This is a genomic window from Pseudomonas sp. So3.2b, from assembly GCF_019464415.1.
GTDB classification, from domain to species: domain Bacteria; phylum Pseudomonadota; class Gammaproteobacteria; order Pseudomonadales; family Pseudomonadaceae; genus Aquipseudomonas; species Aquipseudomonas shahriarae.
Genome location: NZ_CP080494.1, coordinates 3,983,840 through 4,007,236, shown reverse-complemented (window position 1 = coordinate 4,007,236; position 23,397 = coordinate 3,983,840). Strand labels below are relative to the sequence as shown.

General features: G+C 60.8%; 23 protein-coding genes. 8 read left to right on the top strand and 15 right to left on the bottom strand.

All coding sequences use genetic code 11. From position 1 onward, the window contains the following. Window positions 1-85 precede the first annotated feature (85 nt). Window positions 86-973, top strand: a complete 888-nt coding sequence (locus K1X80_RS17890) for a LysR family transcriptional regulator (RefSeq protein WP_057439441.1) — start codon at window positions 86-88, stop codon at window positions 971-973. 157 nt (window positions 974-1,130) lie between these two features. Here K1X80_RS17890 and K1X80_RS17885 read toward each other — a convergent pair whose 3' ends face one another. From K1X80_RS17885 to K1X80_RS17865, 5 genes are all read right to left on the bottom strand, one after another. After that, entirely contained in the window at window positions 1,131-2,990 is a 1,860-nt protein-coding gene (locus K1X80_RS17885) for a DUF3857 domain-containing transglutaminase family protein (RefSeq protein WP_220172388.1), read from the bottom strand. Between the two features lie 151 nt (window positions 2,991-3,141). Continuing rightward, entirely contained in the window at window positions 3,142-4,239 is a 1,098-nt protein-coding gene (locus tag K1X80_RS17880) for a DNA alkylation repair protein (RefSeq protein ID WP_169990473.1), read from the bottom strand. Between the two features lie 119 nt (window positions 4,240-4,358). After that, window positions 4,359-5,705 carry a glutamine synthetase family protein gene (locus tag K1X80_RS17875; RefSeq protein WP_220172387.1) on the bottom strand — a complete coding sequence of 449 codons (1,347 nt, stop codon included), beginning with the start codon at window positions 5,703-5,705 and terminating at the stop codon, window positions 4,359-4,361. Window positions 5,706-5,727: 22 nt separating this feature from the next. After that, window positions 5,728-6,285, bottom strand: a complete 558-nt coding sequence (locus K1X80_RS17870; RefSeq protein ID WP_057959121.1) for a helix-turn-helix domain-containing protein — start codon at window positions 6,283-6,285, stop codon at window positions 5,728-5,730. Between the two features lie 121 nt (window positions 6,286-6,406). After that, window positions 6,407-8,566 carry a WG repeat-containing protein gene (locus K1X80_RS17865; protein ID WP_220172386.1) on the bottom strand — a complete coding sequence of 720 codons (2,160 nt, stop codon included), beginning with the start codon at window positions 8,564-8,566 and terminating at the stop codon, window positions 6,407-6,409. A 130-nt stretch (window positions 8,567-8,696) separates the two neighbouring features. On the opposite strand from K1X80_RS17865, the gene K1X80_RS17860 reads away from it, so the two are divergent. Then, window positions 8,697-9,002 carry an RcnB family protein gene (locus K1X80_RS17860; RefSeq protein WP_198831232.1) on the top strand — a complete coding sequence of 102 codons (306 nt, stop codon included), beginning with the start codon at window positions 8,697-8,699 and terminating at the stop codon, window positions 9,000-9,002. 161 nt (window positions 9,003-9,163) lie between these two features. Further along, window positions 9,164-10,354, top strand: coding sequence for an MFS transporter (locus tag K1X80_RS17855; RefSeq protein ID WP_057959124.1), 1,191 nt, complete (start codon window positions 9,164-9,166; stop codon window positions 10,352-10,354). Window positions 10,355-10,501: 147 nt separating this feature from the next. Here the strand turns inward: K1X80_RS17855 and K1X80_RS17850 are convergent, their stop codons facing one another. From K1X80_RS17850 to K1X80_RS17840, 3 genes are all read right to left on the bottom strand, one after another. Next, complete coding sequence (locus K1X80_RS17850) at window positions 10,502-10,750, bottom strand: DUF1652 domain-containing protein (protein WP_038441863.1); 249 nt, start codon at window positions 10,748-10,750, stop codon at window positions 10,502-10,504. A gap of 11 nt (window positions 10,751-10,761) precedes the next feature. Beyond that, window positions 10,762-11,013 (bottom strand): CsbD family protein, encoded by a 252-nt coding sequence (locus K1X80_RS17845; RefSeq protein ID WP_057439434.1) that lies wholly within the window; start codon window positions 11,011-11,013, stop codon window positions 10,762-10,764. Between the two features lie 132 nt (window positions 11,014-11,145). Continuing rightward, on the bottom strand, window positions 11,146-12,642 hold the full coding sequence (locus tag K1X80_RS17840) for a PAS domain S-box protein (RefSeq protein WP_057439433.1): 1,497 nt from the start codon (window positions 12,640-12,642) through the stop codon (window positions 11,146-11,148). A 211-nt stretch (window positions 12,643-12,853) separates the two neighbouring features. Between K1X80_RS17840 and K1X80_RS17835 the strand changes: the two genes are divergently transcribed. Next, window positions 12,854-13,822 (top strand): hypothetical protein, encoded by a 969-nt coding sequence (locus K1X80_RS17835; protein WP_120733539.1) that lies wholly within the window; start codon window positions 12,854-12,856, stop codon window positions 13,820-13,822. A gap of 85 nt (window positions 13,823-13,907) precedes the next feature. Next, entirely contained in the window at window positions 13,908-14,528 is a 621-nt protein-coding gene (locus K1X80_RS17830; RefSeq protein ID WP_225923796.1) for a hypothetical protein, read from the top strand. A gap of 40 nt (window positions 14,529-14,568) precedes the next feature. Here the strand turns inward: K1X80_RS17830 and K1X80_RS17825 are convergent, their stop codons facing one another. Both K1X80_RS17825 and K1X80_RS17820 read right to left on the bottom strand, forming a co-directional pair. After that, entirely contained in the window at window positions 14,569-15,738 is a 1,170-nt protein-coding gene (locus tag K1X80_RS17825; protein WP_220172385.1) for a hypothetical protein, read from the bottom strand. Window positions 15,739-15,752: 14 nt separating this feature from the next. Then, the gene (locus K1X80_RS17820; RefSeq protein ID WP_057439430.1) at window positions 15,753-16,640 is read right to left on the bottom strand and encodes a nitrilase family protein; all 888 of its coding nucleotides are present in this window, start codon (window positions 16,638-16,640) and stop codon (window positions 15,753-15,755) included. 183 nt (window positions 16,641-16,823) lie between these two features. Between K1X80_RS17820 and K1X80_RS17815 the strand changes: the two genes are divergently transcribed. The 3 genes from K1X80_RS17815 (at window position 16,824) to K1X80_RS17805 (ending at window position 19,367) form a co-directional block, all read left to right on the top strand. Next, window positions 16,824-17,168, top strand: coding sequence for an FKBP-type peptidyl-prolyl cis-trans isomerase (locus K1X80_RS17815; RefSeq protein ID WP_057959126.1), 345 nt, complete (start codon window positions 16,824-16,826; stop codon window positions 17,166-17,168). Window positions 17,169-17,316: 148 nt separating this feature from the next. Further along, window positions 17,317-18,537 carry a putative DNA modification/repair radical SAM protein gene (locus tag K1X80_RS17810; RefSeq protein ID WP_115128533.1) on the top strand — a complete coding sequence of 407 codons (1,221 nt, stop codon included), beginning with the start codon at window positions 17,317-17,319 and terminating at the stop codon, window positions 18,535-18,537. Next, on the top strand, window positions 18,534-19,367 hold the full coding sequence (locus K1X80_RS17805) for a TIGR03915 family putative DNA repair protein (RefSeq protein ID WP_057439426.1): 834 nt from the start codon (window positions 18,534-18,536) through the stop codon (window positions 19,365-19,367). Before K1X80_RS17810 ends, K1X80_RS17805 begins: the two co-directional genes overlap by 4 nt. A 192-nt stretch (window positions 19,368-19,559) precedes the next feature. Here K1X80_RS17805 and K1X80_RS17800 read toward each other — a convergent pair whose 3' ends face one another. From K1X80_RS17800 to K1X80_RS17780, 5 genes are all read right to left on the bottom strand, one after another. After that, window positions 19,560-20,057 carry an Lrp/AsnC family transcriptional regulator gene (locus K1X80_RS17800; protein WP_057439425.1) on the bottom strand — a complete coding sequence of 166 codons (498 nt, stop codon included), beginning with the start codon at window positions 20,055-20,057 and terminating at the stop codon, window positions 19,560-19,562. A gap of 14 nt (window positions 20,058-20,071) precedes the next feature. After that, a complete protein-coding gene (locus K1X80_RS17795; protein WP_225923795.1) occupies window positions 20,072-20,914 on the bottom strand; it encodes an ABC transporter ATP-binding protein in 843 nt (280 codons plus the stop codon). Window positions 20,915-20,917: 3 nt separating this feature from the next. After that, complete coding sequence (locus K1X80_RS17790; RefSeq protein ID WP_220172384.1) at window positions 20,918-21,631, bottom strand: ABC transporter permease; 714 nt, start codon at window positions 21,629-21,631, stop codon at window positions 20,918-20,920. Beyond that, window positions 21,628-22,329: an ABC transporter permease gene (locus K1X80_RS17785; RefSeq protein ID WP_057960092.1), complete on the bottom strand. Its 702-nt coding sequence runs from the start codon at window positions 22,327-22,329 to the stop codon at window positions 21,628-21,630. Before K1X80_RS17785 ends, K1X80_RS17790 begins: the two co-directional genes overlap by 4 nt. Before the next feature lie 102 nt (window positions 22,330-22,431). Next, the gene (locus K1X80_RS17780) at window positions 22,432-23,211 is read right to left on the bottom strand and encodes an ABC transporter substrate-binding protein (RefSeq protein WP_057439422.1); all 780 of its coding nucleotides are present in this window, start codon (window positions 23,209-23,211) and stop codon (window positions 22,432-22,434) included. Window positions 23,212-23,397 lie beyond the last annotated feature (186 nt).

The window sequence follows — 23,397 nt, the reverse complement described above, 5'->3', positions numbered from 1 at the left end:
AGTTTTCGTCTTAAAAATGTTAGTTTTTACCCAGCTGCTGTGCGTTTTTAAACAGCGCTGCGCTCATGGCCGAGAGGGGGGTGACATGTTCGACTGGAATGACCTGCGGTATTTTCTTGAGTTGCAGCGCAGCGGGCGCCTGCTCACCGCCGCCCAGCGCCTGAAAACCACGCATGCCACTGTGGCCCGGCATATCGAGGCCATCGAGAAAAGCCTCGGCACCGCGCTGTTTGTGCAGCATGCCCAGGGGTACGAACTGACGCCGTCGGGCGAAGCACTGCTCAAGCATGCCGAAGCCATGGAGAACGTTGCACTGCTCGCCGAAGAAGAGCTGACCCATTCCGCCGCGCCCCTGGGCAAGATTCGCCTGGGGGTCGCCGAAGGCTTGGGGGTGATGTTCCTTGCCAGCCGCATGGGCGGCCTGTTCGAGCGTTATCCGGGGCTGGAAGTGGAACTGGTGGCGGTGCCGCGTTTTGTCAGCATCCTCAACCGCGAGGCGGAGATCAGCATCCACCTGGAGCGCCCCAGCGTCGATCAACTGGTCACGCGCAAACTCACCGACTACCGCCTGGCCCTCTATGCCAGCCGCAGCTACCTGGCGCGTTCGCCAGCCATCGAGAAACGCGAAGACCTGGCCGCCCACGCGTGGATCGACTACGTCGACGACCTGCTGTTCAGCCAGGAACTGAAACTCCTCAGCAGCTTTTGCCGCAACCCCCGGGTGGTATTCCACAGCACCAGCGTCATCGCCCAGCACCAGGCGGCGCGCTCGGGGTTGGGGATTGCCGTGTTGCCGTGTTTTGTGGCCGCTGGGGACCCGGACCTGGTGCCGCTATTGCCGGAAGAGGGCATCCAGCGCAGTTACTGGATCAGCTCCCGACGCGAATTGCACAAGTCGGTGCGGTTGCGGGTGTTGTGGGATTACGTGGTGGAGTTGTGTGCCAAGGAGCAGGGGCTGCTGTTGGGCGCGTAGCGAAGGGCAAGGGGGATCTACAGAGATCAAATGTGGGAGCTGTCGAGCCCTAGCGAGGCTGCGATGGCGGCGGTACTGCCAGCATTGATGTTGACTGACCTGCCGCCATCGCAGCCTCGCAGGGCGAGACAGCTCCCACATGGGACTGTGTGTGGGCTTAGAGTTTTACTGTCTGGTGTACCTGTTCATCACACGCACGGGCATCGTTGATCATCTTTTCAAACGGCGCGCTGACGATTTCATCATGGCTCAACCAGCGCACTTTCTGGGTCAACCGGTAGTGGTAGCGCAAGCCATCCTTGAGCTGTTCGCCATCGAGTTCCAGGTCATACCACGGCGAGTTGATCTTGCAGCCTTGAACCGGCTTGTCCATCTGCCCGCCGGTCAAGGTAAAGGTGTAGTCGACGGTGTCCGGGTTGCCCATGTACAGGTCGCCCCGTTGCCCGTTGCGGCGGTAGTTGAGCAGGCCGTCCCATTTCTCTTTGAGCGACTGGTCGGTGTAGACGTAGCCTTCGTCGAGTTTTTCCAGGGCGCCCAGGTCGGTCATGCTGGCCTTGACCGTGTAGCTGTCGGGCTGCACGAACCCGGTGGGCTGGCGGGTGACCTGGCAATCGCTGATCTCGCGGCCAAAGTTGTCGCAGATGTTCTGGTCGGTGGCGGTAGCCCCCTGTTCGCGATCAGCCATGCTCAGTTGCATCAGGGGCAGGCGGCTGAAGGTGACGCTGGCGCGGGTCGTGCCGTTGCCCTGTTTGTCGTAATGCACCTGCTTGTCCAGGCGGATGCTGGTGTCAGGGCGTGCCAGGGGGATATGTTCCTCACGCACCCGGCCCTGGGCATCGTTGACCAGTACCCAGCGGTCCTGGATATCGGGCAGGGTCTGGCCTGGGGCGAACACCGGGTTGGTCGGGTCCAGCCACCACACCTGGCCGGCCACTTCGGCGCGCACGATGGCATGGTTGGGCGCACCGGTGCCCGGCACCAGCAGCGAATCCACTACATCCCCACGGCTGACCCAGGCAGTCTCGGCCTTGATCCCGCTGGCCTTGAGCATGGCGGTGAGGAGGAGGGACAGGTCCTTGCAGTCGCCATAACCGTGCTGTTCGATCTCCTCCAGGTTAAACGGCACATAGCCGCGATCGGTGGCACGCCAGTCACCCAGGTAACGGTAATGGTCGTTGATGTGCTGCATCAGGCCGGCCACTTGCTGCGCCGGGTCCAAGCCCTTCACCGCAGCTACGGCGGCGGCACTGTCAGCCGGCAGCTTGGCCGCGAGGATCTGGTTGTAGCGCTGGGCAAAACCGCCGAAATGTTTTTGCACATCGAGGCTGCTGCCCACTTCGATCCGTGGGATCAGGCGGATATAGGCGTGGCCCGATTCGTTGATGTAGTTGAGATAGGTCGGCGTCTTTTGCTCGATATCCAGGGTCTTGCGATTGACCGAGGGGGTAATGGTGAAGCCGTCCATCAACTCGGCGCGCCACTCGATCGGCCGTTCTGCGGTGAAGCGCGCCTTGAGCCGGTCGCGCCGCGCATTGCTGGGGCCGAACTGCAGGGCGTAGTGGAACTCGGTCATCAGCGGCTTGGCGGGGTGATGCTCGCGCACGGTGTAGCGGATCTGCGTGCCGACCCGCAGGTTGGGGAATGCCAGGGACGTTTGCTTCAGCCTGGAAAACCCCTGGTCAGGGTTGGGCGCGGTGCGCGTGTCGATCTGTGCTTCGCCGAGCAGCTGTGGCTTGCCGCCGGGCTGGGTGGACTCGGCGTGCAGCACTTCAAAGCTATCGCCTTCGGCATAGTTGAAGTCGATTCGCGACAAAATTTCCCGGCCGCTGGGCTTGAGAATGGTATAGCGGTAGGTGGTGGTGCAATCGGTGCTGGCATCACGGTTGAAGTGGCAGTGCAGCTCGGATTCGTTGGCAAGTGCAGCTTCGGCCATGGGTTGCAACGCGGCATGAGCAGTGTGCGAAACAAGCCCCAGACTGGCGCAAATCAAAGGGCAGTAAAACGAGAAACGGTGCATGGGCGCCTCAGGTGGAACATTGACACAGATACCCTGGCGGGTACCAAGAAGGCGGCAGATGATAATGGATCGCAACACCAAAAACCAGTATTGTCGGACAATAAATATCGCTGAAAGGCCCGAGATAGAGCCTTCGTCTTGGTAAAGGTGGTCAGTCGAGCAGCTCGAAGTCGCTGCTGGCCAGGCGTTCGCCGTTCACCAGCACATGCACCGTATGCCGGCCGGGGTAGTGCTTGCGCGTGGTCATATCGCGGATATGTTGGCCACGCAGCAGCGTATGCCGTTCACCCGCGCCGAGGGTAAAAGCCTTGAGCTTGAACACTTTGGCGGCGCTATGGCCTGCGCTTTTTACATAGTCGATGGCGTAGTCCACCACCAGTTTTTGTGGGGCGCTGGTGGTGGATTCGAGGCTGAACGACAGGTTGATCCGCTCACCCAGGCGAATCACCGGGGGCTCGACCTTGAACTGGTGGATTTTCACCTCGGCCCGCGCCCCGGCCCCCATGATCGTCAGCGCGCGGGTATTGCCTTGTTTGATCAGGCTGCGCAGGGCGTGGCGGGCGATCCAGGCGGTGTGGGGGTTGTCCAGGGACCAGCTTTCGATGACATCCAGCACCCAATCCGGATGGTCCTTGGTGATGTCATTGAGGTGGTTGGCCACGGACTTGCGTACATACAGACTGCTGTCGGCCTTGAGGTTCTCCAGGATCGACGCGCACAGGCGCGGATCGGCCTGCACCTGGGCCAGGCGAAACGACCATGGCAACCTCGGCCGCGAGCCCTCGCTGGCGAGGCGGCGTACGTGCTCGTTGTCATCCAGCGACCATTGCTGCATCACCGCCAGGGTGCGTTGGAAATCCTTGAGCAGAAAGGCCCGCACAGCAAATTCGGCAGAGCCAAATGTGGTGAAGTACTTGAGCGCCGCCATTGAGCGCTGGAAATCATCCAGGCCATAGCTGGCCACATAATGCCCGAGGAACAGGCTGACAAAACCACTGTTCAGGCGCGGGGCCAGGGCATACAAATGTTCGAGGGTTTGCGGATAGTCCAGGGGCATCACTGCGTGCAGGCTTTCACTGACCCGAGCCATGCGCTGCATGACCGACAACCCGGCCAGGTCACGCTTGGCGTGCTTGAGAAAGCCCTTGGCATCGAAGGGCGGGTACACCGCGCTCATCTCATCGGCGATGTGTTGCAGGCGTTCGACGTTGAAGATTTCCTTGAGGGCAGGGGCGCTTTGGTCGGTCATGGGGCAGTCCGCAGGAGAGGGCGATGGTCGGGCTTTTTCAAAGTAGCACCTTACTCAAGGTCGCGAAGCTCAAAATGTGGGAGCCAGCTCCCACAAGGAATGTGCAGGGTGCTCGGTATCTACAGGTACCAGCGATATTCCCGCGCATTGATCTCCTGCTGGAAGGCCAGATGATCCTGGCGTTTGTTTTCGCAATAGACGTCGACAAACTCCGCACCCAAGCCCTCGCGCAGGACCGGTTGTTGCTGCATGGCGCGCACCGCCTCGAGCATTTCCAGGGGGAAGTCATGGCCGCTGGTGCGGTCTTCGTTCAGCGGTGCGATAGGCTCCTGCGCGGCGTCCAGGCCGTGCTCCAGCCCGACCAGGATCGCCGCCAGCACCAGGTACGGGTTGGCGTCGGCACTGGCCAACCGATGTTCGATCCGCAGGTTGCGCGGGTCGGACTCGGGAATGCGCACGCAGGCGTCACGGTCCTCGTAGCCCCAGCAGGCCTTGGTGGCCGCATTGACCGTACCGCCCAGGCGGCGGAAGGCGTTGTGGTTGGGCGAAAAAATCGGCATGCAGTGCGGCAGCAGTGCCAGGCAACCCGCCACCGCGTGGCGCAACGGCTGTTGCTGGTGCGTCGCCAGAAGGTTGTTGCCGGCGGCGTCATACAGGCTCACATGCACATGCATGCCACTGCCCGGATGTTGCAGGTAGGGCTTGGCCATGAAACTGGCGCGATAGCCATGCTTGAGCGCCACGCCACGGGTACTGCGGCAGAACAGGGCGGCCCAGTCGGCGGCGCGCAGGCCATCGTCGAGGTGACCAAAATTGATTTCAAACTGGCCGGGGCCCAGTTCGGCAGTGACCACCGTAATGTCGATCCCCTGGGCCTGGGCGGTCTGCACCATATCATCGAGCACCGGCGCAAAACGCGACAGCCGCTCGATATGCAGGGTCGGTTGGTCATCGGGGTCGTCGCTCAACGGGTCGCGGGCAAATTGCGGCAGGCCGTCGTTGAGCTTTTTATCGAACAGGTAGAACTCCAGCTCAAACGCCACCACCGGGTGAATGCCCTTGCGGTGCAGGCGCTCGAGGACTTTGGCCAGGACTTCACGGGGTTCGAATTCGATGGGGGCCTCGGTGCCGTCGGAGGTGATCAGCATTTGCCCCAGAGGCTGGGCTTCCCAGCTCACCGGCTTGAGCGTACCGGGCACCAGGCGGCGGTTGGCGTCGGGGTCGCCGTCATGGAAGCAGTAGTCGCCAATCTTGAACAGACCGCCCTGGGCGCCCAGCAGCACGGCGTTCTGCGGCAGCTTCAGGGGGCTGCCGGCGGCGACTTTTTCCAACATTTCAACCGGGTAGCGCTTGCCGTAGAAACGCCCTGGGATATCCAGGGCGATCAGGTCGACATAACGTACATCCGGATGGTTCTGGCGAAAGGTCCGTACTTCGGCCAGTAACGTGGAGGAATGGCTTTTCACGGGTGACGCTCCTTGGTGTGCCTTAGTTGTAGACCCACAGCACGCGTGCCGGCAGGTCGGTCAGGTTGCCGTAGCGGCAGTGGGCAAAACTGGCGAGGTGAAAGCTGTCGCCGGGGCCGAGAGTCACCGCGTCGGCCTCGCCTTCGACCCACAGCGTCAGGTGGCCTTCGAGTACATAACCGGCCTGCTCGGCGCGGTCGCTCATGGTCTGCTCGCCACTGTTGGCGCCGGGTTCGAGCAGGCTGTCGAGGATCGAAAACGCCCCCTGCATGCTGGGGGAGACGAGGATGTCGGTGATGCCGTTGGCGTAATACACCGTGCGCCGCTCGTTGGGGCGGGTGACCCAGGCCACAGCCTTGGGTTTGGACAGGCTGTAGAAGTAGGTGGTGGGTACGTCCAGCGCATGGCTGATGGCAGTCAGGTCCGCCACGGTGGGGCGCGACAAGCCACGCTCGACCTGGGACAGGAACCCCACGGAGCGCTCGATCTTCTGCGCCAGTTGGGCCAGGGTGAGCTTCTTGTATTTGCGCAGGTCGTGAATCAGGATCGCCAGGGCGTCCAGTTCTTCTTGTTTGTCCATGGGTGCTTCGTGAAATTCTTATCTAAAAATTTCATGAAAAATTACAGGATTAATTTCATGCGCGCAATAGAGAGCCCTTGTAAGAGCCGGCCAGCCAGCTCCTGCAAGGGCCTGTATCACCTCACTCGCGCTCGAAGCTATCGGTCTGGTTGCCATCGGCGTCGAACACATTGACCCGGTTTGGCACCTGGGTATCCCAGATGCTATAGGTCGCTTCGTTGCTGTTGTACGGGAAGCTGTAGTGGGTATACGACCCCAGTTTTTTCACCACGCGGTTGTTTTTGTCGATCAATACCAAGCCTTCAAACCCATCCATTTCTGCCGAGGCGAGGTTCTTCTGGAAGGGGTTGAGTTTGCTGTAGGTCACGGGCACGCGCAGTTTGCCGTGTACATCAATGGCGCCATAGCGGCTGCCCTTTTGCACCACCGCCATGCCGTTGGAGAACGGGTTGACGTCATCGAATGGCAGGCTCAAAGGCAGCGCCTTGCCCTGTTCGTTGATAAAGCTGTATTTGCGGCTGCCACGGTCCTGGATCAGCAGGGGCTGGCCCTGGACAAACTGGCCGAAGACGGTCGCGCCGGGTGGGTTGAGTTTCTTCATCTGCAGGTTGTAGACGTCGGTCTGTTTCTGGTCGGCGGAGGTGGCGTAGATAAACTCGCCGCTGCCGTTGATTGCGGAGTAGCGCGGTGCCAACAGCTCCTTGCCGCTCAGGCTCCAGGCGCCGTACAACGAGTTCGAGCCATAGGTGGTCTCGCCAGGGCGGGCGATGAACACGTTGCCGATCACACTGGGGTTGACGTACTTCATGGGCACCACGACCTGTAGCTTCTTCACGTCGTAGACCCCATAGGGGCCGTTGGTTTCACGCTCGACAATCATCAGGTCGTCGTTGACCGCGCTGTCGATGATTTCGAAGGGCAGTTCTTTCAACGTTTGCGTACCGGGTACAAAGGCAAAGTACTTGAACTGCAATTCGCTCCAGCCCTCGCCGGAGGATTTTTCGCCGACCATGATGTGGTACACACCGGGCATCTCGGTGGTATCAATGCGCTTGAAGCGCGGCTTGACCACCCATTGCCCCTTGCTGTCGATAAAACCGCTGCTTTCGCTGGCGCTATCGTAGGCAATGTAGCGCTCGCGAGGGGTGGTGCTGTTGTGCATGTCCCAATCAAGGGTTTGGGGTTGGAGCGGGTCCAGCACGTAAATCACGATGCTGGCGGGGGTGTCTTCGAATTGGTAGGTGGCCTGCACGTTACTCAGCTCGCTGTCGGAGCTGGGCAGGTTGCTGGCGAACTGTTCCAGATGATCCTGCACCGCCGCGGCACTCTTGAAGTCGGCGAAGTTGTCTTCCATACGCAGCAGTTCGTTGTAATAGGCCCGCAGGTTGGCCTTTTGTTCGGCGGTGGGCGAGGAATTGGAGCTGTTGCCGCCGCTGTACAGGGTCTTGCCATCGGCCGTCAGGCCCTGGATCACATAGGATTTGTTTTTCGGCGTTGCCAGTTGCAAGGAGGCGCTGGCGTCGCCCAGATGGGTCAGTTGGTACACCTCGCCACCCTCGGCGGTGGCTTTCGGGTGGGCCCGGTCCAGGACGATTTTATTGAAGCCGGGGTAGGCCTGATACGTCAGGGCCAGGCTGATGCGTTCCAGGGGCTTGTTGAGCTTGAGTTCGGCCTGGGTGGTGTCCTGGTCCTGCTCCTCACTGTCCTCATCCTTGATCGCCACCTCGGCGAACGGCTGCTGCGAGCCGTCGCGAAAGTACAGGGTCTGGATGCGATAGCTGGCTTCGGTTTGCTGATCGGGCAGGGCCCCGCGCTTGAGCACCTCGCGAATCGCCTCGACTTCCAGTTTCAGCCCGGATGCATTGTCGAAGAACAACTGCTGGAACTGCCCCGGTGTGCGCTTGAGGTCGGTCAATGCCGCCTTCAGTTCGGCGGCGGGGAAGGGCACGAACGGCTCCTCATAGTTCAGCTCTTTCTGTTCGCCTGGTGTAGCGGTGGCCGGGCCGATTTCCAGGCGCATGCTTTCGAGCATGGCGATGCGGTTGATGCCGTCGCGCATATCGAGGATCAGGTAATTCAGGCGTTTTTTTGCTTCTGGCAACGGCAGGTCCCGGATGCCATCCACACCGCCCTCATTGAGTTGCGCTTCGCTGTATTCGGGACCGTCAAGCAGGCCGTGGGTGGCGCGGCGGTCCAGCAAGTAATAAGTGGCACCGCCAATCACGGCGATCACGATCAGGGCGCTGGCCAGCAGTTTGGTTCGGGTCAGGGCTGTTTTCATTGTTCTCGGACTCGATGGAGGGCTGGCGCAAGATTAGCAGGCACCGATACCCGTGGCTGTATTGCCGGTGAATGATTGCAGGGCCCTGCTGTCGGAACCTGGGTACGCATTATTTACTGAAGGAATACCCATGAAAGCAACGTCCCTGATTGCCAGCCTGCTGGTTGCCGCCAGCCTGTCCACCGCCAGCGTTACCGTGCAAGCCGAGGACAATCCGCAGAAAACCGTGGAGCCTTCGAACATCAACACCCGAGACTTGAAAGTCGGAGACCGTGCGCCGGATATCCTGGTGCGCAAGGAGTCGGCCCTGGGCGACTGGAAAAAGCGCAGCCTGAAACCGCCCCACGACGACAGCCAGTGGGCGCGGATCAATGATCGTTATGTGCTGGTGAAAATCACCAATGGCACCATCCTCGACATCACCCCTGCCAAATAACGGGTGTGGGGGGAAACGGGCTGATGCCGCTTTCCCCCCCTTCGCTGCGCGCATTTAAAAATTGCATGCACGAATGCATAAAACAGTCTTTTTTGCTGCTCATCCTGAGGTAAGGTAGCTGCGCACGTGTGCTACGACTCTTTTCAGGAAACGAGAGCAGGATGCTGAAAACAATAAAAAACTACCCCCGCAGCGTAAACCTGCTGCTATCGGCCACGCTGGTATTGACCCTGGCCAAGGCGATCACCTTTCCGTACATGGTGATCTACCTGTCCAGTCACTTCGCCCTGGGCATCAGCCAAGTGGGCCTGGTGATCGGCAGCTCGTTGATCGTCGGTTCCCTGTTGAGCGTGTACGGCGGTTTCCTCGTGGACCGGGTCAATAGCTACCGGCTGTTGCTGGGCCTGAGCCTGCTGTTCGTCCTGGGATTCGTCGGCACCTTGCTGGCTCGCGAGCTATGGCTTTTCTACAGTTGCCTGATCCTGATCAACTTGGCGTATGCGGTGATCGATGTCGCGGTCAAGGCCGGCTTTGCCAGCCTGTTGCCGGTCGATGCGCGCAGCGAAGTGTTTTCCATCAAGTACACCCTGACCAATATCGGCTACGCGGTAGGGCCGTTTCTGGGGGCGATGGTGGCCAAGGTCGATATGAGCTTGCCGTTTGTCTTGTCGGTGTTGCTGGGGATGGGGTTCTTCCTGCTGTACTGGCGCTGGGGCGACCGCAGCCTGGCCACGGTGGACGCCGCGCAAAAACCGGTGCCGTTCCTGGCGGTGGGCCGGGTATTGCTGCGCGATCATCGCCTGGTGTGCTTTACCCTCGGCGGCCTGCTCAGTGCCGTGGTATTCGGGCAGTTCACCGCCTACCTGTCGCAGTACCTGGTGACCACCTCGGACGCCGAATACACCTACACCGTGATCAGCGCCATCCTGACCACCAACGCCCTGCTGGTTATCGCCCTGCAATACGTGATCGGTCGGCAGATCAGCCACCGTCACCTGAGCCGCTGGCTGATCTTCGGGCTGGGCATGTTCATGCTCGGGGTGATGGGTTTTGCGCTGTCCACCAGCGTGTGGTGGTGGGTGGTGTCGATGGCGATCTTCACCGTGGGGGAGATCATCGTGTTTCCCGCCGAATACATGTTTATCGACCGCATCGCCCCTGACCATCTGCGCGGCATGTACTACGGTGCGCAAAACCTCTCCAACCTCGGCGCCGCACTGGGGCCGGTGTTGTGCGGCCTGGTGCTGGCCAGCCTGCCGGCGCACTACATGTTCTACATGTTGGCGGGGTTTATCGTGGCCGGGGGGCTGTTCTACTTTATAGGGGCATCGTTGAAGCCGCGCCCGTTGTAGACAAGGCCAAAGCGCGGAGCTGCGCCCCTGTGGGAGCGAGCTTGCTCGCGATGGCGGTGGGTCAGTCAAGTCACTGTTGGCTGTCTCACCGCCATCGCGGGCAAGCCCACACAGGGGTAGGCGCATGCCCCCTACAGAGGGGTGTTGTCAGATGGAGAGCGCGCCGCCCACGGTGTTGCTGTGCAATTCGTAGCGCAGTTCCTCGACCATCGTTGCGACGTCCTGCGGGGTCTTGAGTTTGTTGACGCTGATCCCGGTGACCACCAGGTCCACGCGGCCGCTCTGGGCGTCAAACACTTTCAAAGTCAGTGACGAGTCGCGGCACAGGGTGAATTCGCAGGTCAGCGGCAACAGGGCTTCTTCGATGCAATTACGCAGTTGGGCCAGGGTAAACATGCCAGCCCCCATCAACGACGACGCAGCAACAGGCCCAGCACCAGGCCCACGCCAGCGACGATCGCCACGGTGGCCAGGGGCTTGCGCTGGGCAAAGTCACCAACAGTGTCCAGCGCATCGCCATAGGTCTGTTGCAGTTGGCCGGCCGCCTGGCGCGCTACGCCCTGGGCCTGCAGTTGTTCGTCGTCGGTCATTTCGCCGAGAAAGTCCTGAGCCTTGCCCACGGCTTTTTTCACGCGGCCGGTGACTTGTTCACTGTTCATGCTGCCTCCTTCAAGGGCAAAAAACTCGCCATGACACAGGGCATCAAACCCTGTGCCTACCCTTCAAGGTTAAGCAGCCCATCGCCCGGCAATAAGGCGAATTTGCACTGGTCGCCCTAGTGCATTTGCACCTTATTTCGCACTTTTTGCCCGCCGTTCCCCGGCAAACAACCCGCGTTCCCTGGCCCAGACGATGGCGGCGCTGCGGCTGTGCACGTTGAGCTTGGAGTACACCGTGGCCACATGATTGCGCACGGTATTGGGTGCCAGCTTCAAGCGCGAGGCGATTTCCTTGTCGGCCAGGCCTTCGCAAATCAGCCCCAGCACATCCCGCTCGCGGGCGGTCAGGTCGGTAAAGGCGATGGTCGTCAGGTTGGGGCTGTTGACGCTCTTGGCGTTGGCCAGTTTTTCGATCAGGGTCTGGCTGAACCAGGACGCGTCCTTCATCACTTCCTCGATAGCCGACACCAACTCCAGCTCCGAGCGTTTGCGCTCGGTGATATTCATCATCACCAGCAGGTAACAGGTCGTGTCCTGGATGCTCACGGTGTCGGCCGACACCACGCAATCAATCACCTCATTGCCTTTCTTGCGGATTTTCAGGTCCTGGCCGTCGAGGTTGCCGGCTTTTTCCAGGGTGGCGAACAACTGCGTGCAGGCCTCCTTGCTGTCGATGAAGTCGATATCGCTGATGGACTTCCCAATCAACTCTTCGCTGGTGTAGCCGGTGACGCTCATGAACGCGTCGTTGACGTCCACCACCTGCTGATTGTCCGCGTCGCACACCAGGGTCGGCACCGGCGTCAGGCGGAAGGACTTGGCAAACCGCTCCTCGCTCTGGCGCAGGGCGGTTTCGGCCTTGCGCCGGGGCTCAAGGTCAGTGAAGGAAAACAGCATGCACTCCTCATCGTTCATATCCAGCGGCTGGCCGGCAACAATCACCAGCTTGCTGCCGCCTTCGGGCAGTTTCAGCTCGGCTTGCATCTGCGGGATGGTCGCGCCTTCGCCCAGGCGCTGGATTGCCAGCTCCTTGCGCTCGGCCTGTTCCAGCACGTCCAGTTCGTACACAGAACGGCCGATCACCTGGTCGCGGTTGTAGCCAGTCATCTCCAGGAAGCCCTGGTTGACCTTGATATAGCGCAGATCACTCAAGCGGCAGATCACCGCCGGCGCCGGGTTGGCGTTGAAGGTCTTTTCAAAGCGCTGCTCGGCGCTGGCCCATTCGGTGGCATCGCTCAAAATCAGCACCAGCAGTTCCGGCTTGCCGGCGCTGTCGGTGAGCGCCAGGCTGCGCAGGCGGTGGACCCAGGTGCGGTCGGTGTCGGCGCTGGGCGTGACTTCGACCACCACATCACTGAACTCTTCGCCGTTGGCCACCCGGCTCAGCGGATAGGCTTCCAGGGGCAGCGGGTGATTGTTGCGGTAGCGCAGGGCAAAGCGCTCGGCGTATTCGGCGGTGTTGGCGCCGAGCCCGGCAATGTCATCCAGGCCATGCATGGCCAGTGCGGCTTCGTTGGCCCAGAGAATGCTCTGGTCGATCTCGGCGAGAATCACCCCATCGGACAGTCCGGAAATGATCTGCTGCAATTGGCGGCGATTGGTTTCTTGGGCGAGAACGGCCTGGCTCATGGTTTCTCCAAAATGGCTACATAACGACATCGGCGCCTGCAACAGGGCATGTCTGGCTTGTGTGGAGTACGACAACTGGCCTTGAGCATAGTGCAGACCGATTCAGCTTGACGGGGTGCGAATGCACCAGTCGTCCTAGTGCATTTGTGCCGAGACCGCAGGCGTCGGCCTGGACAAACTGAAGGTCTGCTCATTTGTCCAAGGAACGATTATGACCTCCCTCTATGAAACCCATCGCTCGCCTTTTCGTGTGTCCTGGGGCTCGGTACTGGCCGGCAGTGCAATTGCCCTGGTGACCTACCTGGTACTCAGCGTACTGGGCACCGCCATCGGCGCCAGTGCGGTCGACCCCATGGCGGCAGGCAACCCGTTGAGCGGCTTTGGCACTGGCGCCGGGATCTGGCTGTTTGTCTCCACGCTGTTGGCGATTGGCGTGGGCGCCTTTGTCGCCGGCCGCACAGCCCCGGATCGCGGCGGCCTGCATGGTGTCCTGAGCTGGACCATCACCACCTTGCTCACCACCTGGCTGCTGGCAGCATTGGCCACCAGCGTGGTCGGCGCCGCGGGCAATGTCGTAGGCAAAGGCCTGTCGGCGGCCGGTAGCGGCATTGCCGCCGTGGCCCCTGGCATCAGCGACAGCGTCAAGCAGCAGTTGGACGAAAAGGGCATCAGCCTGGATTGGGATAGCCTGCAGGGCGAACTCGACACCTTGCTCAAGCAAAGCGGCAAGGCTGAACTGGATCCGGCTAACGTCGAGCAAACAGCTAACCAGGCAGCGGCAGACGGTCAGCAATCGGCCACTGATGCCGCCACCAACCCGGCCCAGGCCGCGAGCGAACTCAAGCAATGGTTCGAGCGCGTCAAAGCCTCTGGTGAGCCGGCGTTGAATGCGGCCGACAAAGAGGCGCTGGTGAACATCGTCGCCGCCCGTACTGGCAAGAGCCAGGCCGAGGCCAGCCAGATTGTCGAGAACTATGCCCAGGCCTATCAGCAGGCCGTGCAGAAAGTCGAAGAACTCAAGGCCCAGGCCGAACAAAAGGCCCGCGAGGCCGGTGAAGTGGCGGCCAAGCAACTGTCCCGCGCGGCGTGGAGCACCTTGTTGATGTTGGTACTGGGTGCCGCATTGAGCTTTGGCATCGGTCGCCTGGCCATTTCGACCCGCAAAGTGCCCGTGGCTTGATCAAGGCCCATTGATTCGTAACCGCAACACCTTGCGTGAGCGCGTAAACTGTCGGCTTTTTTCGCGCTCACGCAAAGGTATGCTTTTGACCCCGGTAAAAACCACAGCCCTCCTGCTATTCACCACCCTGTTGGCGGCGTGCGGTACCTCGCCGCCACGCACCCCTGACGACATCTGCGGCATCTTCCGCGAAAAGGACGACTGGTACGACGCGGCCAAAGTCACCCAGAAGCGCTGGGGTGTGCCGATCCAGGTGCCGTTCGCCATCATGTATCAGGAATCGGGCTTCCGGCAGAACGCCAAGACTCCGCGCAAATACCTGCTGTGGATCATCCCCTGGGGCCGCGTCAGCACCGCTGCCGGCTACGCCCAGGCCAAGGATGAAGTGTGGGGCGACTACCAGAAAAGCACCGGCCGCAACTGGGCCAGCCGCCAGGACTTCGACGACGCCATCGACTTTGTCGGCTGGTACATGGACAAGACCGCCAGCATCAACGGCGTATACAAATACGACGCCTATGGCCAGTACCTCAACTACCATGAAGGCTGGGGCGGCTACCGGAATCGCACCTATGCCAGCAAGGCGTGGCTGTTGCCGGTAGCCGGCAAGGTCAAGGCCCGTTCCGATCTGTATGCGCGCCAGTATGCAGGGTGCAAGGCGGATCTGGAGCGGGGGTTCTGGGGGCGGTTTTGGCGGTGGTTGTAAGGCTGGGAGCGGGTAAGGCTCAAGAGCCTTACCCGGTTGTTTACGCGATCAATCTTCCAACGACGGGCACAATCAGCAAGGTGCTCAACGCCATCGAGATCACATTACCGATATAGGGGTGAAAGTGTGTCGGCAGCCGCCCGGCAATGGCACAGGCCAGCGGCGGCGCGATCAACGCGCCAAGCAACGCACTCGATCCAATCACCATCCAACTCCCGCCATGGGTCAGCACCGCTGCCGGTACGACCGAGACCAGCGGCACGTAGGTGGGATACCAACCGCGCTTGATCCACTGACTGCGCCAGATCAGTACACCCAGAGCCGATGTCAGCGCCTGGGCACCGATCAGTTGCAGCACCAGTCCCGACCCATAGGCGGCACTCAACGGGTTCAAGGCATACGCCAGCAGGACTCCCGCCAGCAGGCCAAGGTTGGCCCACTCATTGCCGAAGAACGGCGCTTCGGAAAAATCGGCCAAGACCCTGCGCAAGCTCCAGCCCAGGCCATAGGTTGGCGGCTTGAGCGGCAATGGTTTGTCCGCGGCGATATAGTCCGAGCGCACCAGAATCGGCACGCGGCGACAGATGACAAAGGCAATCACGCTGCCCGCCGCCATGCCCAGCACGTTACCAATCACCACCGGCAAATCCAGCGGTACACAGACAAAATTGACGATCAGCAAGCACATCGGCGTGACCAGCAGCGCCCCCAACAACGCGCCATTGAGGGTGACTTTCCAACCACCCCCAAACATCAGGACCATTGCTGCCGGCAGTGAAACAAACGCGGCGAAGGTGGGTTGCCAGGTCTCGGCGGTGACCGTCCAACCCCATAGCAGGTTGCTCAGCAGCAGGCCCAGCAGGGAACTGGTCACCAACCACGGCCACAGCCCACTGCCGTAGCAAATCGCAAAGCCTTGCCAGCGCTTGCCGGTGCGGCTGGCCCACCAGGCCAGGTATGCACCCGCCAACAACCCGAGGGAGGCAAGCTCATGCTTGTAGAAGGCCACTTCGCTGACATCTCCCAGTACCCAGCGTAGCCAGGCGATGGGGTCGGGAAATGCTGCCACCATATCGCCGTAGCTAGGCCAGGAGCCTTGGTGCGTGAGGACCGTCCAGACAATCAGCGAGATGCTGATGAGCCCCAATGCGATGATCGCCTTATCGACCCGAGATCGCTCGTTTCCAGGTTTCATGAATAAATTTTCCATGACTCGCCCTCCCTTTAGCGTGGCAGGGCGGGGTGCTGGCAATACCCGAGCATCTGATCGTAAAGATCATCGCGCCGGTCACGGTGCAGGTCGTTGAGACTGTTCCAGATCGGCGCACTGCGGGCGCTGGTCAGGTCTATATCGGCGAAGAGGATTTCCTGGCGGTTAGCCGACGCCACTTTGCCGATAGGCCAGCCATTGGTCCCGGCAATCAACGAACACCCCAGGTAGCGTGCATCACGCTCCTCACCGATCCGGCTGGCGGCGGCGATAAACACATTATTGACGTGGGCGGCGGTCATGGTCAGGTACGACGCCATGCATTTACCGGCCTCGTCGAACAGCGGCGGCGGCGTCCACACCCAGTTGTTGAGGCTACAAATAATATCGGCGCCTTGCTGGCTGAGGATGCGTGGTACTTCCGGGAACCAGATGTCCCAGCAGATCAACAGGCCAATGCGCCCGATAGGCGTTTCAAACACCGGAAAGCCCAGGTTGCCAGGGGTGAACCAGAGCTTCTCGAGGTTCCATAGGTGGGCCTTGCGGTACTTACCGATCAACCCATCCGGCCCCAGCAATACCGCAGTATTGAATAACTGCCGACCCTCGATCTCATTCAGGCCCGCCACCAGATACACCTGATGGGTGGCGGCAAACGCCATCCAGGCTTGCACACTGGCCCCGCCGGGAACGGGCTCGGCATGCTCGAATGCGTCCTGGCGGCTGCTGAAGAAGTAACCGCAGTTCGACAACTCGGGCAGTACGATCAGGTTAGCCCCACCATTGACCGCCTCGGCAGCCAAGGCCAGGCTGCGATGCAGATTGCTTTCGCGGTTATCCAGGCCGACCTGGGGGTCGAACTGCACGACAGCGACGCGGACAGGGCTTGTTGGTTGGCTCATTGGGGTGTGACCTCTTATTGTTGTGCAACCGGGGTGGTTGATTTTTTATAAGAGGGGAAAAGATGGCTGAGGTTAAGTCAGGCGCTTCTGGCTGAGGCGTAGTCTGGATCCTTAAGAGTGCACTTGCCAAAGGCGCTTGATTCTGGGAAAAAGCCAGCCAGTGTGAACCCAACGAGATCCCCCATGAGCAACGAAGAACTGCAAATCACCGACATCCGCCAAGGCGACGGTAAAGCCGTGGTCAAGGGGGCGCTGATCACCACTCAATACACCGGCACCCTGGAAGACGGTACGGTGTTTGATTCGTCCTGGGAGCGGGGCAAGCCGTTCCAGTGTGTGATTGGCACCGGGCGTGTGATCAAGGGGTGGGACCGGGGCTTGATGGGGATGAAGGTCGGCGGCGTGCGCAAGCTGTTTGTGCCGGCGCATCTGGCGTATGGCGAGCGGGCGATGGGCGCGCATATCCAGCCCCATAGCAATCTGCATTTCGAGATTGAGTTGCTGGAAGTGCTGACGCGCGACGATTGAAGGTTCGGGGTCGCTCAACTGTTCTTGATGTGTTTGAAAAAACGTCGGCAGCTCCCACAACTATTTGTTCTACCGTTCGCCGATCTCTCCTTGAATGCCGGGTATCGCTGCTGATACTGTACAAAAACACAGTGTCCGGTAGCCCGCCATGCAGTTGATCGAAAAACTCAGCATCCTCGCCGATGCGGCCAAGTACGACGCGTCTTGCGCCAGCAGCGGGGCGCCCAAGCGCACCTCCGAGGGCAAGGCCGGGCTGGGTTCGAGCGATGGCATGGGCATCTGCCACAGCTACACACCCGATGGGCGCTGTGTGTCGTTGCTCAAGGTGCTGCTGACCAATTTCTGCCTCTACGACTGCCAATACTGTGTCAACCGCCGCTCCAGTGACGTGCCCCGTGCGCGGTTCAACCCGGAGGAGGTGGTGAGCCTGACCCTGGATTTCTACCGGCGTAATTGCGTCAGCGGGCTGTTTCTCAGTTCGGGGATCATTCGTTCGGCGGACTACACCATGGAGCAACTGGTGCGGGTCGCCAAGTTGCTGCGTGAGGAGCATGACTTTCGCGGTTATATCCACCTCAAGACCATCCCCGAAGCGGATCCTGCATTGATTGCCGAGGCCGGGCGATATGCCGATCGCTTGAGCGTGAACATTGAGTTGCCCACCGATAAAAGCCTGCAGATCCTCGCGCCGGAGAAGCAGATCGGTTCGATCAAGCAGGCGATGCAGACGATTTTCACCGGCGAGCAAACCGTGCTCAACGAGCCCCGGGCACCGCGGTTCGCCCCGGCCGGGCAAAGCACGCAGATGATTGTCGGCGCCGATGACACCGACGACAGCACCATCCTGCACGGTGCCGAGGCGCTGTATGGCAACTTCAAGTTGCGCCGGGTGTACTACTCGGCGTTCAGCCCGATTCCCAATAGCCCGAAAAGCGTGCCCCTGGCGGCGCCGCCGCTGATGCGCGAGCACCGTTTGTACCAGGCCGATTTCCTGCTGCGCAGTTATGGCTTTCGCGCCAACGAACTGTTCGCGGGGCCGGGGGATCTGGCGCTGGATATCGACCCGAAGCTGGCCTGGGCCCTGGAGCATCGCGAGGTGTTCCCGCTGGACCTGAACCGTGCCGAGGCGACGTTGATCGCGCGTATCCCGGGGATTGGCCTGCGTACCACCGAACGCCTGGTGGAGCTGCGCCGGCAACGCAAGATCCGTTTTGAAGACCTGGCGCGTATGCGCTGCGTGTTGACCAAGGCCAAGCCGTTCTTCATCACCAGCGACTACCACCCCCAGCAGGCGGAAAGCACCAGCGTGCTGCTGCGCGAGCAACTGCGCGACCGCCCGCAACCGCAACAGATGGGGTTATGGGGATGATCAGCCTGGAATGCGACAACCTGTTCAGTACCTGGCGCGAGCAGGCGCGCTGGCTGCTCAGCCATCAGATCGACCCCAGCCATGTCAGTTGGGGCGAAGTGGAAGTGGCGGACCTGTTTGCCACCGATGAACACTACCCCACGCACAATGGCCCGTTCCAGGCACGCATTCCCAAGGCGCTGCTGGAGCTGCTGGAAAGTGCCGCCTGTTACCACGGTGAGCAGCGCTGGAGCCTGTTGTATGAAGTGCTGTGGCGCGTCAGCCATGGTGACCGCACGGCGATGATGGCGGGGGATCAACTGGGCAGCGAGTTGCAACGGCGGATCAAGCAGGTAAGGCGTGAGGCCCACCATCTGCATGCGTTTGTGCGTTTTATCGCGCTGCCGGCGGCGGCGGGGCCGGAGTTGCCGGAGTACGTGGCCTGGCACGAACCGGCCCACGATATTTTGCACAGTGCCAGCCAGCATTTTGTCGGGCGCATGGGCCGTCATCGCTGGATGATCGCGACGCCCCTGGATGGGGTGTATTACGACGGTGAGCAGTTGATTCATCAACGCCAATGCCCGGAGCAATGGCAGCAGTTGGCGCAGAATGTCGAAGATCCACACAGTGCCATGTGGCTGACCTATTACAGCCATATCTTCAACCCGGCGCGGTTGAATCCCAAGGTCATGGAGGGGCACCTGCCGAGCCGGTTCTGGAAGAATTTGCCGGAGGGTAAGTTGATACCGGGGTTGATCAGCGAGGCGCGGACGGGGAAGCAGCGGGATGGGCAGGCGAAGCTGATTGGTGAGCGCCCCGGCAAGCGGATTTCAGGCGGGCACGGTTAAAACATGTGGGAAACATATGGGAAGCATATGGCGGGCTGGCTTGTGTGGGAACTGGCTTGCCTGCGATAGCATCACCTCGGTATAGCTGATAGACCGAGGCGTCTGCATCGCAGGCAAGCCAGCTCCCACACAGGCAAGCCCACACAAGTCCACCCCCCCACATCTGATCTGCATCGTGTGAGGCGATGGGGTTCAGGCCAACTCAGTCGCGGTGTTTTTCACCACCGCCAGCTCCGGATGGGCCACCAGTTTGTCGATGTGCAGCTCATCATTGTTCAACCAGGTTTCCGTCAGCACGCGGTAGTGCTCCATGTCCCGGCAGCGCATGCGCAGGCTGTAGTCGAAGGGGCCACTGATCAATTGGCACTCGAACACCTGTGGGCAGGCTTTGACGCAGGCTTCGAAGGCTTTTTGCGCCGAGCGCCCGCTCTGGTTCGACAAGGCCACCAGTACCAGCAAGGACAACCCCGGCGAGACCATTTGCACATCAATGATCGCGCCGTAGCCGCGAATCACCCCGCGCCGCTCCAGCTTGCGCACCCGCTCCAGGCAGGGCCTGGGCGTCAGGTGCACCAGCGAAGACAGCTTTTCGTAGGTGATACGCCCCTGATGGCGCAAGACATCAATGATGGCTTCATCAATGCGATCCAGCACTGGGGTGGAATGGGGTCCGTTGGCCTTGGTATCCATGGTCGATTCTGTGTTCACTTCAAGCGGTTGGAGAGAAATTGCTGCAAGCGTTCGCTGGTCGGGTGGTCGAGGATCTCGGCGCTGCCTTGTTCTTCGACACGGCCCTGGTGCAGGAACAGCACCTGGCTGGAGACTTGCCGGGCAAAGCCCATTTCGTGGGTGACCATAAGCATGGTACGACCTTCCTCGGCCAACGTCTGTATGACTTTGAGGACTTCGCCTACAAGCTCCGGATCCAGCGCCGAGGTCGGTTCATCGAACAGGATAATCTCCGGCTCCATGGCCAGGGCCCGGGCGATGGCCACGCGCTGTTGCTGACCACCGGAGAGAAACGCCGGGTATTGATCGGCGACCCGGCCCGGCAGGCCGACTTTATCCAGGTACATCCGCGCGCGTTTCTCCGCTTCGGCGGCACTGACGCCCAACACCCGGCGTGGCGCCATGCAGATGTTTTCCAGCACGGTCATGTGGCTCCACAGGTTGAAGTGCTGGAACACCATGGCCAGGCGCGTGCGCAGGTTCTGCAGTTGTGCCTGGTGCGGCGCCTGCACCCCGGCGCGACCCTGGCGCATTTCAATGCTGATGCCGTCCAGGGTGATTACCCCGGCGTCGGGCTGTTCGAGGAAATTGATGCAGCGCAGCATGGTGCTTTTGCCGGAGCCGCTGGCGCCGATCAGGCTGATCACATCGCCCTTGCTGGCGTTGAGTGAAACCCCCTTGAGCACTTCGTGGTCGCCGTAGCTTTTATGCAGGTCTTCGACCTTGAGTTTGACGTTGGCGCCGGCCGCCACCACGTTCGGGCGGGGCGCGGCAGTGTGTGTGGGATGAGCGGCCAGGGCCTGTGCGGACTGATTCATGGGTTAGCCTCGGGTCGGGACAAGAAAGCGCATCCAGCGTCGTTCGGCCAGTCGGAACAGGCCCACCAATGCGAAGGACAGCAGCATGTACAGCAGCGCAGCAATGCCGAAGGCCTGGAACGTGAGGAACGTTTCGGCATTGGCGTCACGGGCCACCTTGAGGATGTCGGCGATGGTTGCGGTAAATGCCAGGGACGTGGCGTGCAGCATCAGGATCATTTCGTTGCTGTAGGCCGGCAATGCGCGGCGCAGCGCGGCGGGGATCACCACGAACAGGTTCATCCGCCAGCCGTGCAGGCCGTAGGCCCGCGCGGCTTCAATTTCGCCATGGGGAATATTGCGAATGGCCCCGGCGAAGATTTCCACGGTGTAGGCGCAGGTGTTGAGCACAAAGGCCAGCAGCGTGCAGTTCAAGGCATTGCGGAAAAACTGATTGAGCAGGGCGTTGTCCTGCACCACTTCCAGGCTGTACAGGCCGGTGTAGCAAATCAGCAACTGGATATACAGCGGCGTGCCACGAAACAGGTAGGTGTACACCTCCACCGGCCAGCGTAGCCAGAAGTGCTCGCTGACGCGGGCGATTGCCAGGGGGATCGACAGGAAAAACCCGAGGATCACCGACACGATAAACAGCCACAAGGTCATGACCACCCCGGAAAACCCAGAGCCATCGGTCCACAGGTACGCCAGGCCATATTGCTGGATCAGTTCGATCATCGCGCCACCCCTTTGATGCCGACGTTGTAGCGCCGTTCCAGGCGTTTGAAGATGCGGTTGGAGAGGGTGGTGATCACCAGGTACACCAGGCCCGCAAGGATCAGGAAGTACAACGGGTCATTGGTGGTCTTGCCGGCGTTCTGCGCGGCCTTGACCAGGTCCGCCAGGCCGATGATCGACACCAGCGCCGTGGACTTGAGCAGTACCAGCCAGTTATTGCCCAGCCCCGGCAACGCAAACCGCATCAATTGCGGGAACATCACCAGCCGAAACCGCTGCCAGCGGCTCAAGCCGTAGGCGGTCGCTGCTTCCAGTTGGCCCACCGGCACACTGAGCATCGCGCCGCGAAAGTTTTCGGTGAAATACGCACCGTAGATAAAACCCAGGGTGATCACACCGGCGGTGAAGGGATCAATTTCGAAGTAGTTCCAGCCGAGCATCTCGGTCAAGTCATTGAGCCACAGTTGCAGGCTGTAGAAGATCAGCAGGATCAGCACCAGGTCCGGCACGCTGCGGATCAAGGTGGTGTAGAGGGTGGCGGGGATGCGCAACAGTTTATGGCTGGACAGCTTGGCACCGGCGGCGATCAGGCCCAGGCTCAGGCTCAGGACCAGCGCGAGGAACGCCAGCTTGATGGTCATCCAGGCACCCTGGGCCAACAGCGGGCCGAAGCCTTGCAGGTTGAGGAGTTCATTCACGGGAAAGTCTCGATAGAACCGGTAGGAACCTGCCGCAAATGGCGGTGTTTATCGCACCGCCAGCGCTGGCAAGCCGGCTCCTACAGGGGATAGGGCGGGGGATTACTCGTGATAGATATCTTCGTCACCGAAGTACTTCTTCTGGATCAGCGCGTAAGTGCCATCGGCCTGGATGGCTGCGATGCCCTTGTTGATCAGCGCCAGCAGTTCCTGGTCGTTCTTGCGCAGGCCCATGGCAATGTCCAGCGGCAAGGTCGGGTCCTTGAAGGCCGGGCCGGATTGGTAGTCGGCGCCTTCAGGCTTGGACAGGAAGTTGAGCTGGGCTTCGAGCTTGTCGGTCAGCGTCGCGTCGAGGCGGCCGTTTTGCAGGTCGGCGTAGTTCTGGTCCTGGGACTGGTATGCCTTGACCTGGGCGCCGAGCTTGGCCAGGTGGGCGCGGGCATAGGCTTCCTGCAGCGAGCCCTGGAGCACGCCGACCTGTTTGCCCTTGAGGGATTCCGGCGTATCGCCGAAACCGGCGCCCTTGCGGGTGATCACCGAGGTGGGGCTGAGGAACAGGCGGTCGCTGAAGTCGATCTGTTTTTGCCGGGCCGGGGTCACGGCCATGGAGGACATGATGGCGTCGAACTTGCGCGCACGCAGCGCCGGGATCATGCCGTCGAACTCGTTGTGGACCCAGGTGCACTTGACTTCAAGCTTGGCGCAGATAGCGTTGCCCAGCTCAATGTCGAAACCTTGCAGGCTGCCGTCGGCGGCCACGGATTCAAAGGGTGGGTACTCGGGGAACACGCCGAAACGGATTTCTTTCCATTCCTGGGCCTGGACGGCGGTGGCGCACAAAGGCAGGAGCAGCGCGGCGACGAGTGATCGGAGCGGAGTCATGGTGTTTTCCCTATATTTTGTAATTGATGTCAGGGCAGTAGAAAGGGTGCGGCATGCATTCATTTGCTGACTCTTTGGTCGCGCTCAGAATGCTTCATGATGGTGCGTTTTTTGTGTCGTTTACCTAGTCCTTCGCATGCGGAATGCGCTGTTAAAACGCGGATTGCAGCAGAATCGGCTGCGGCA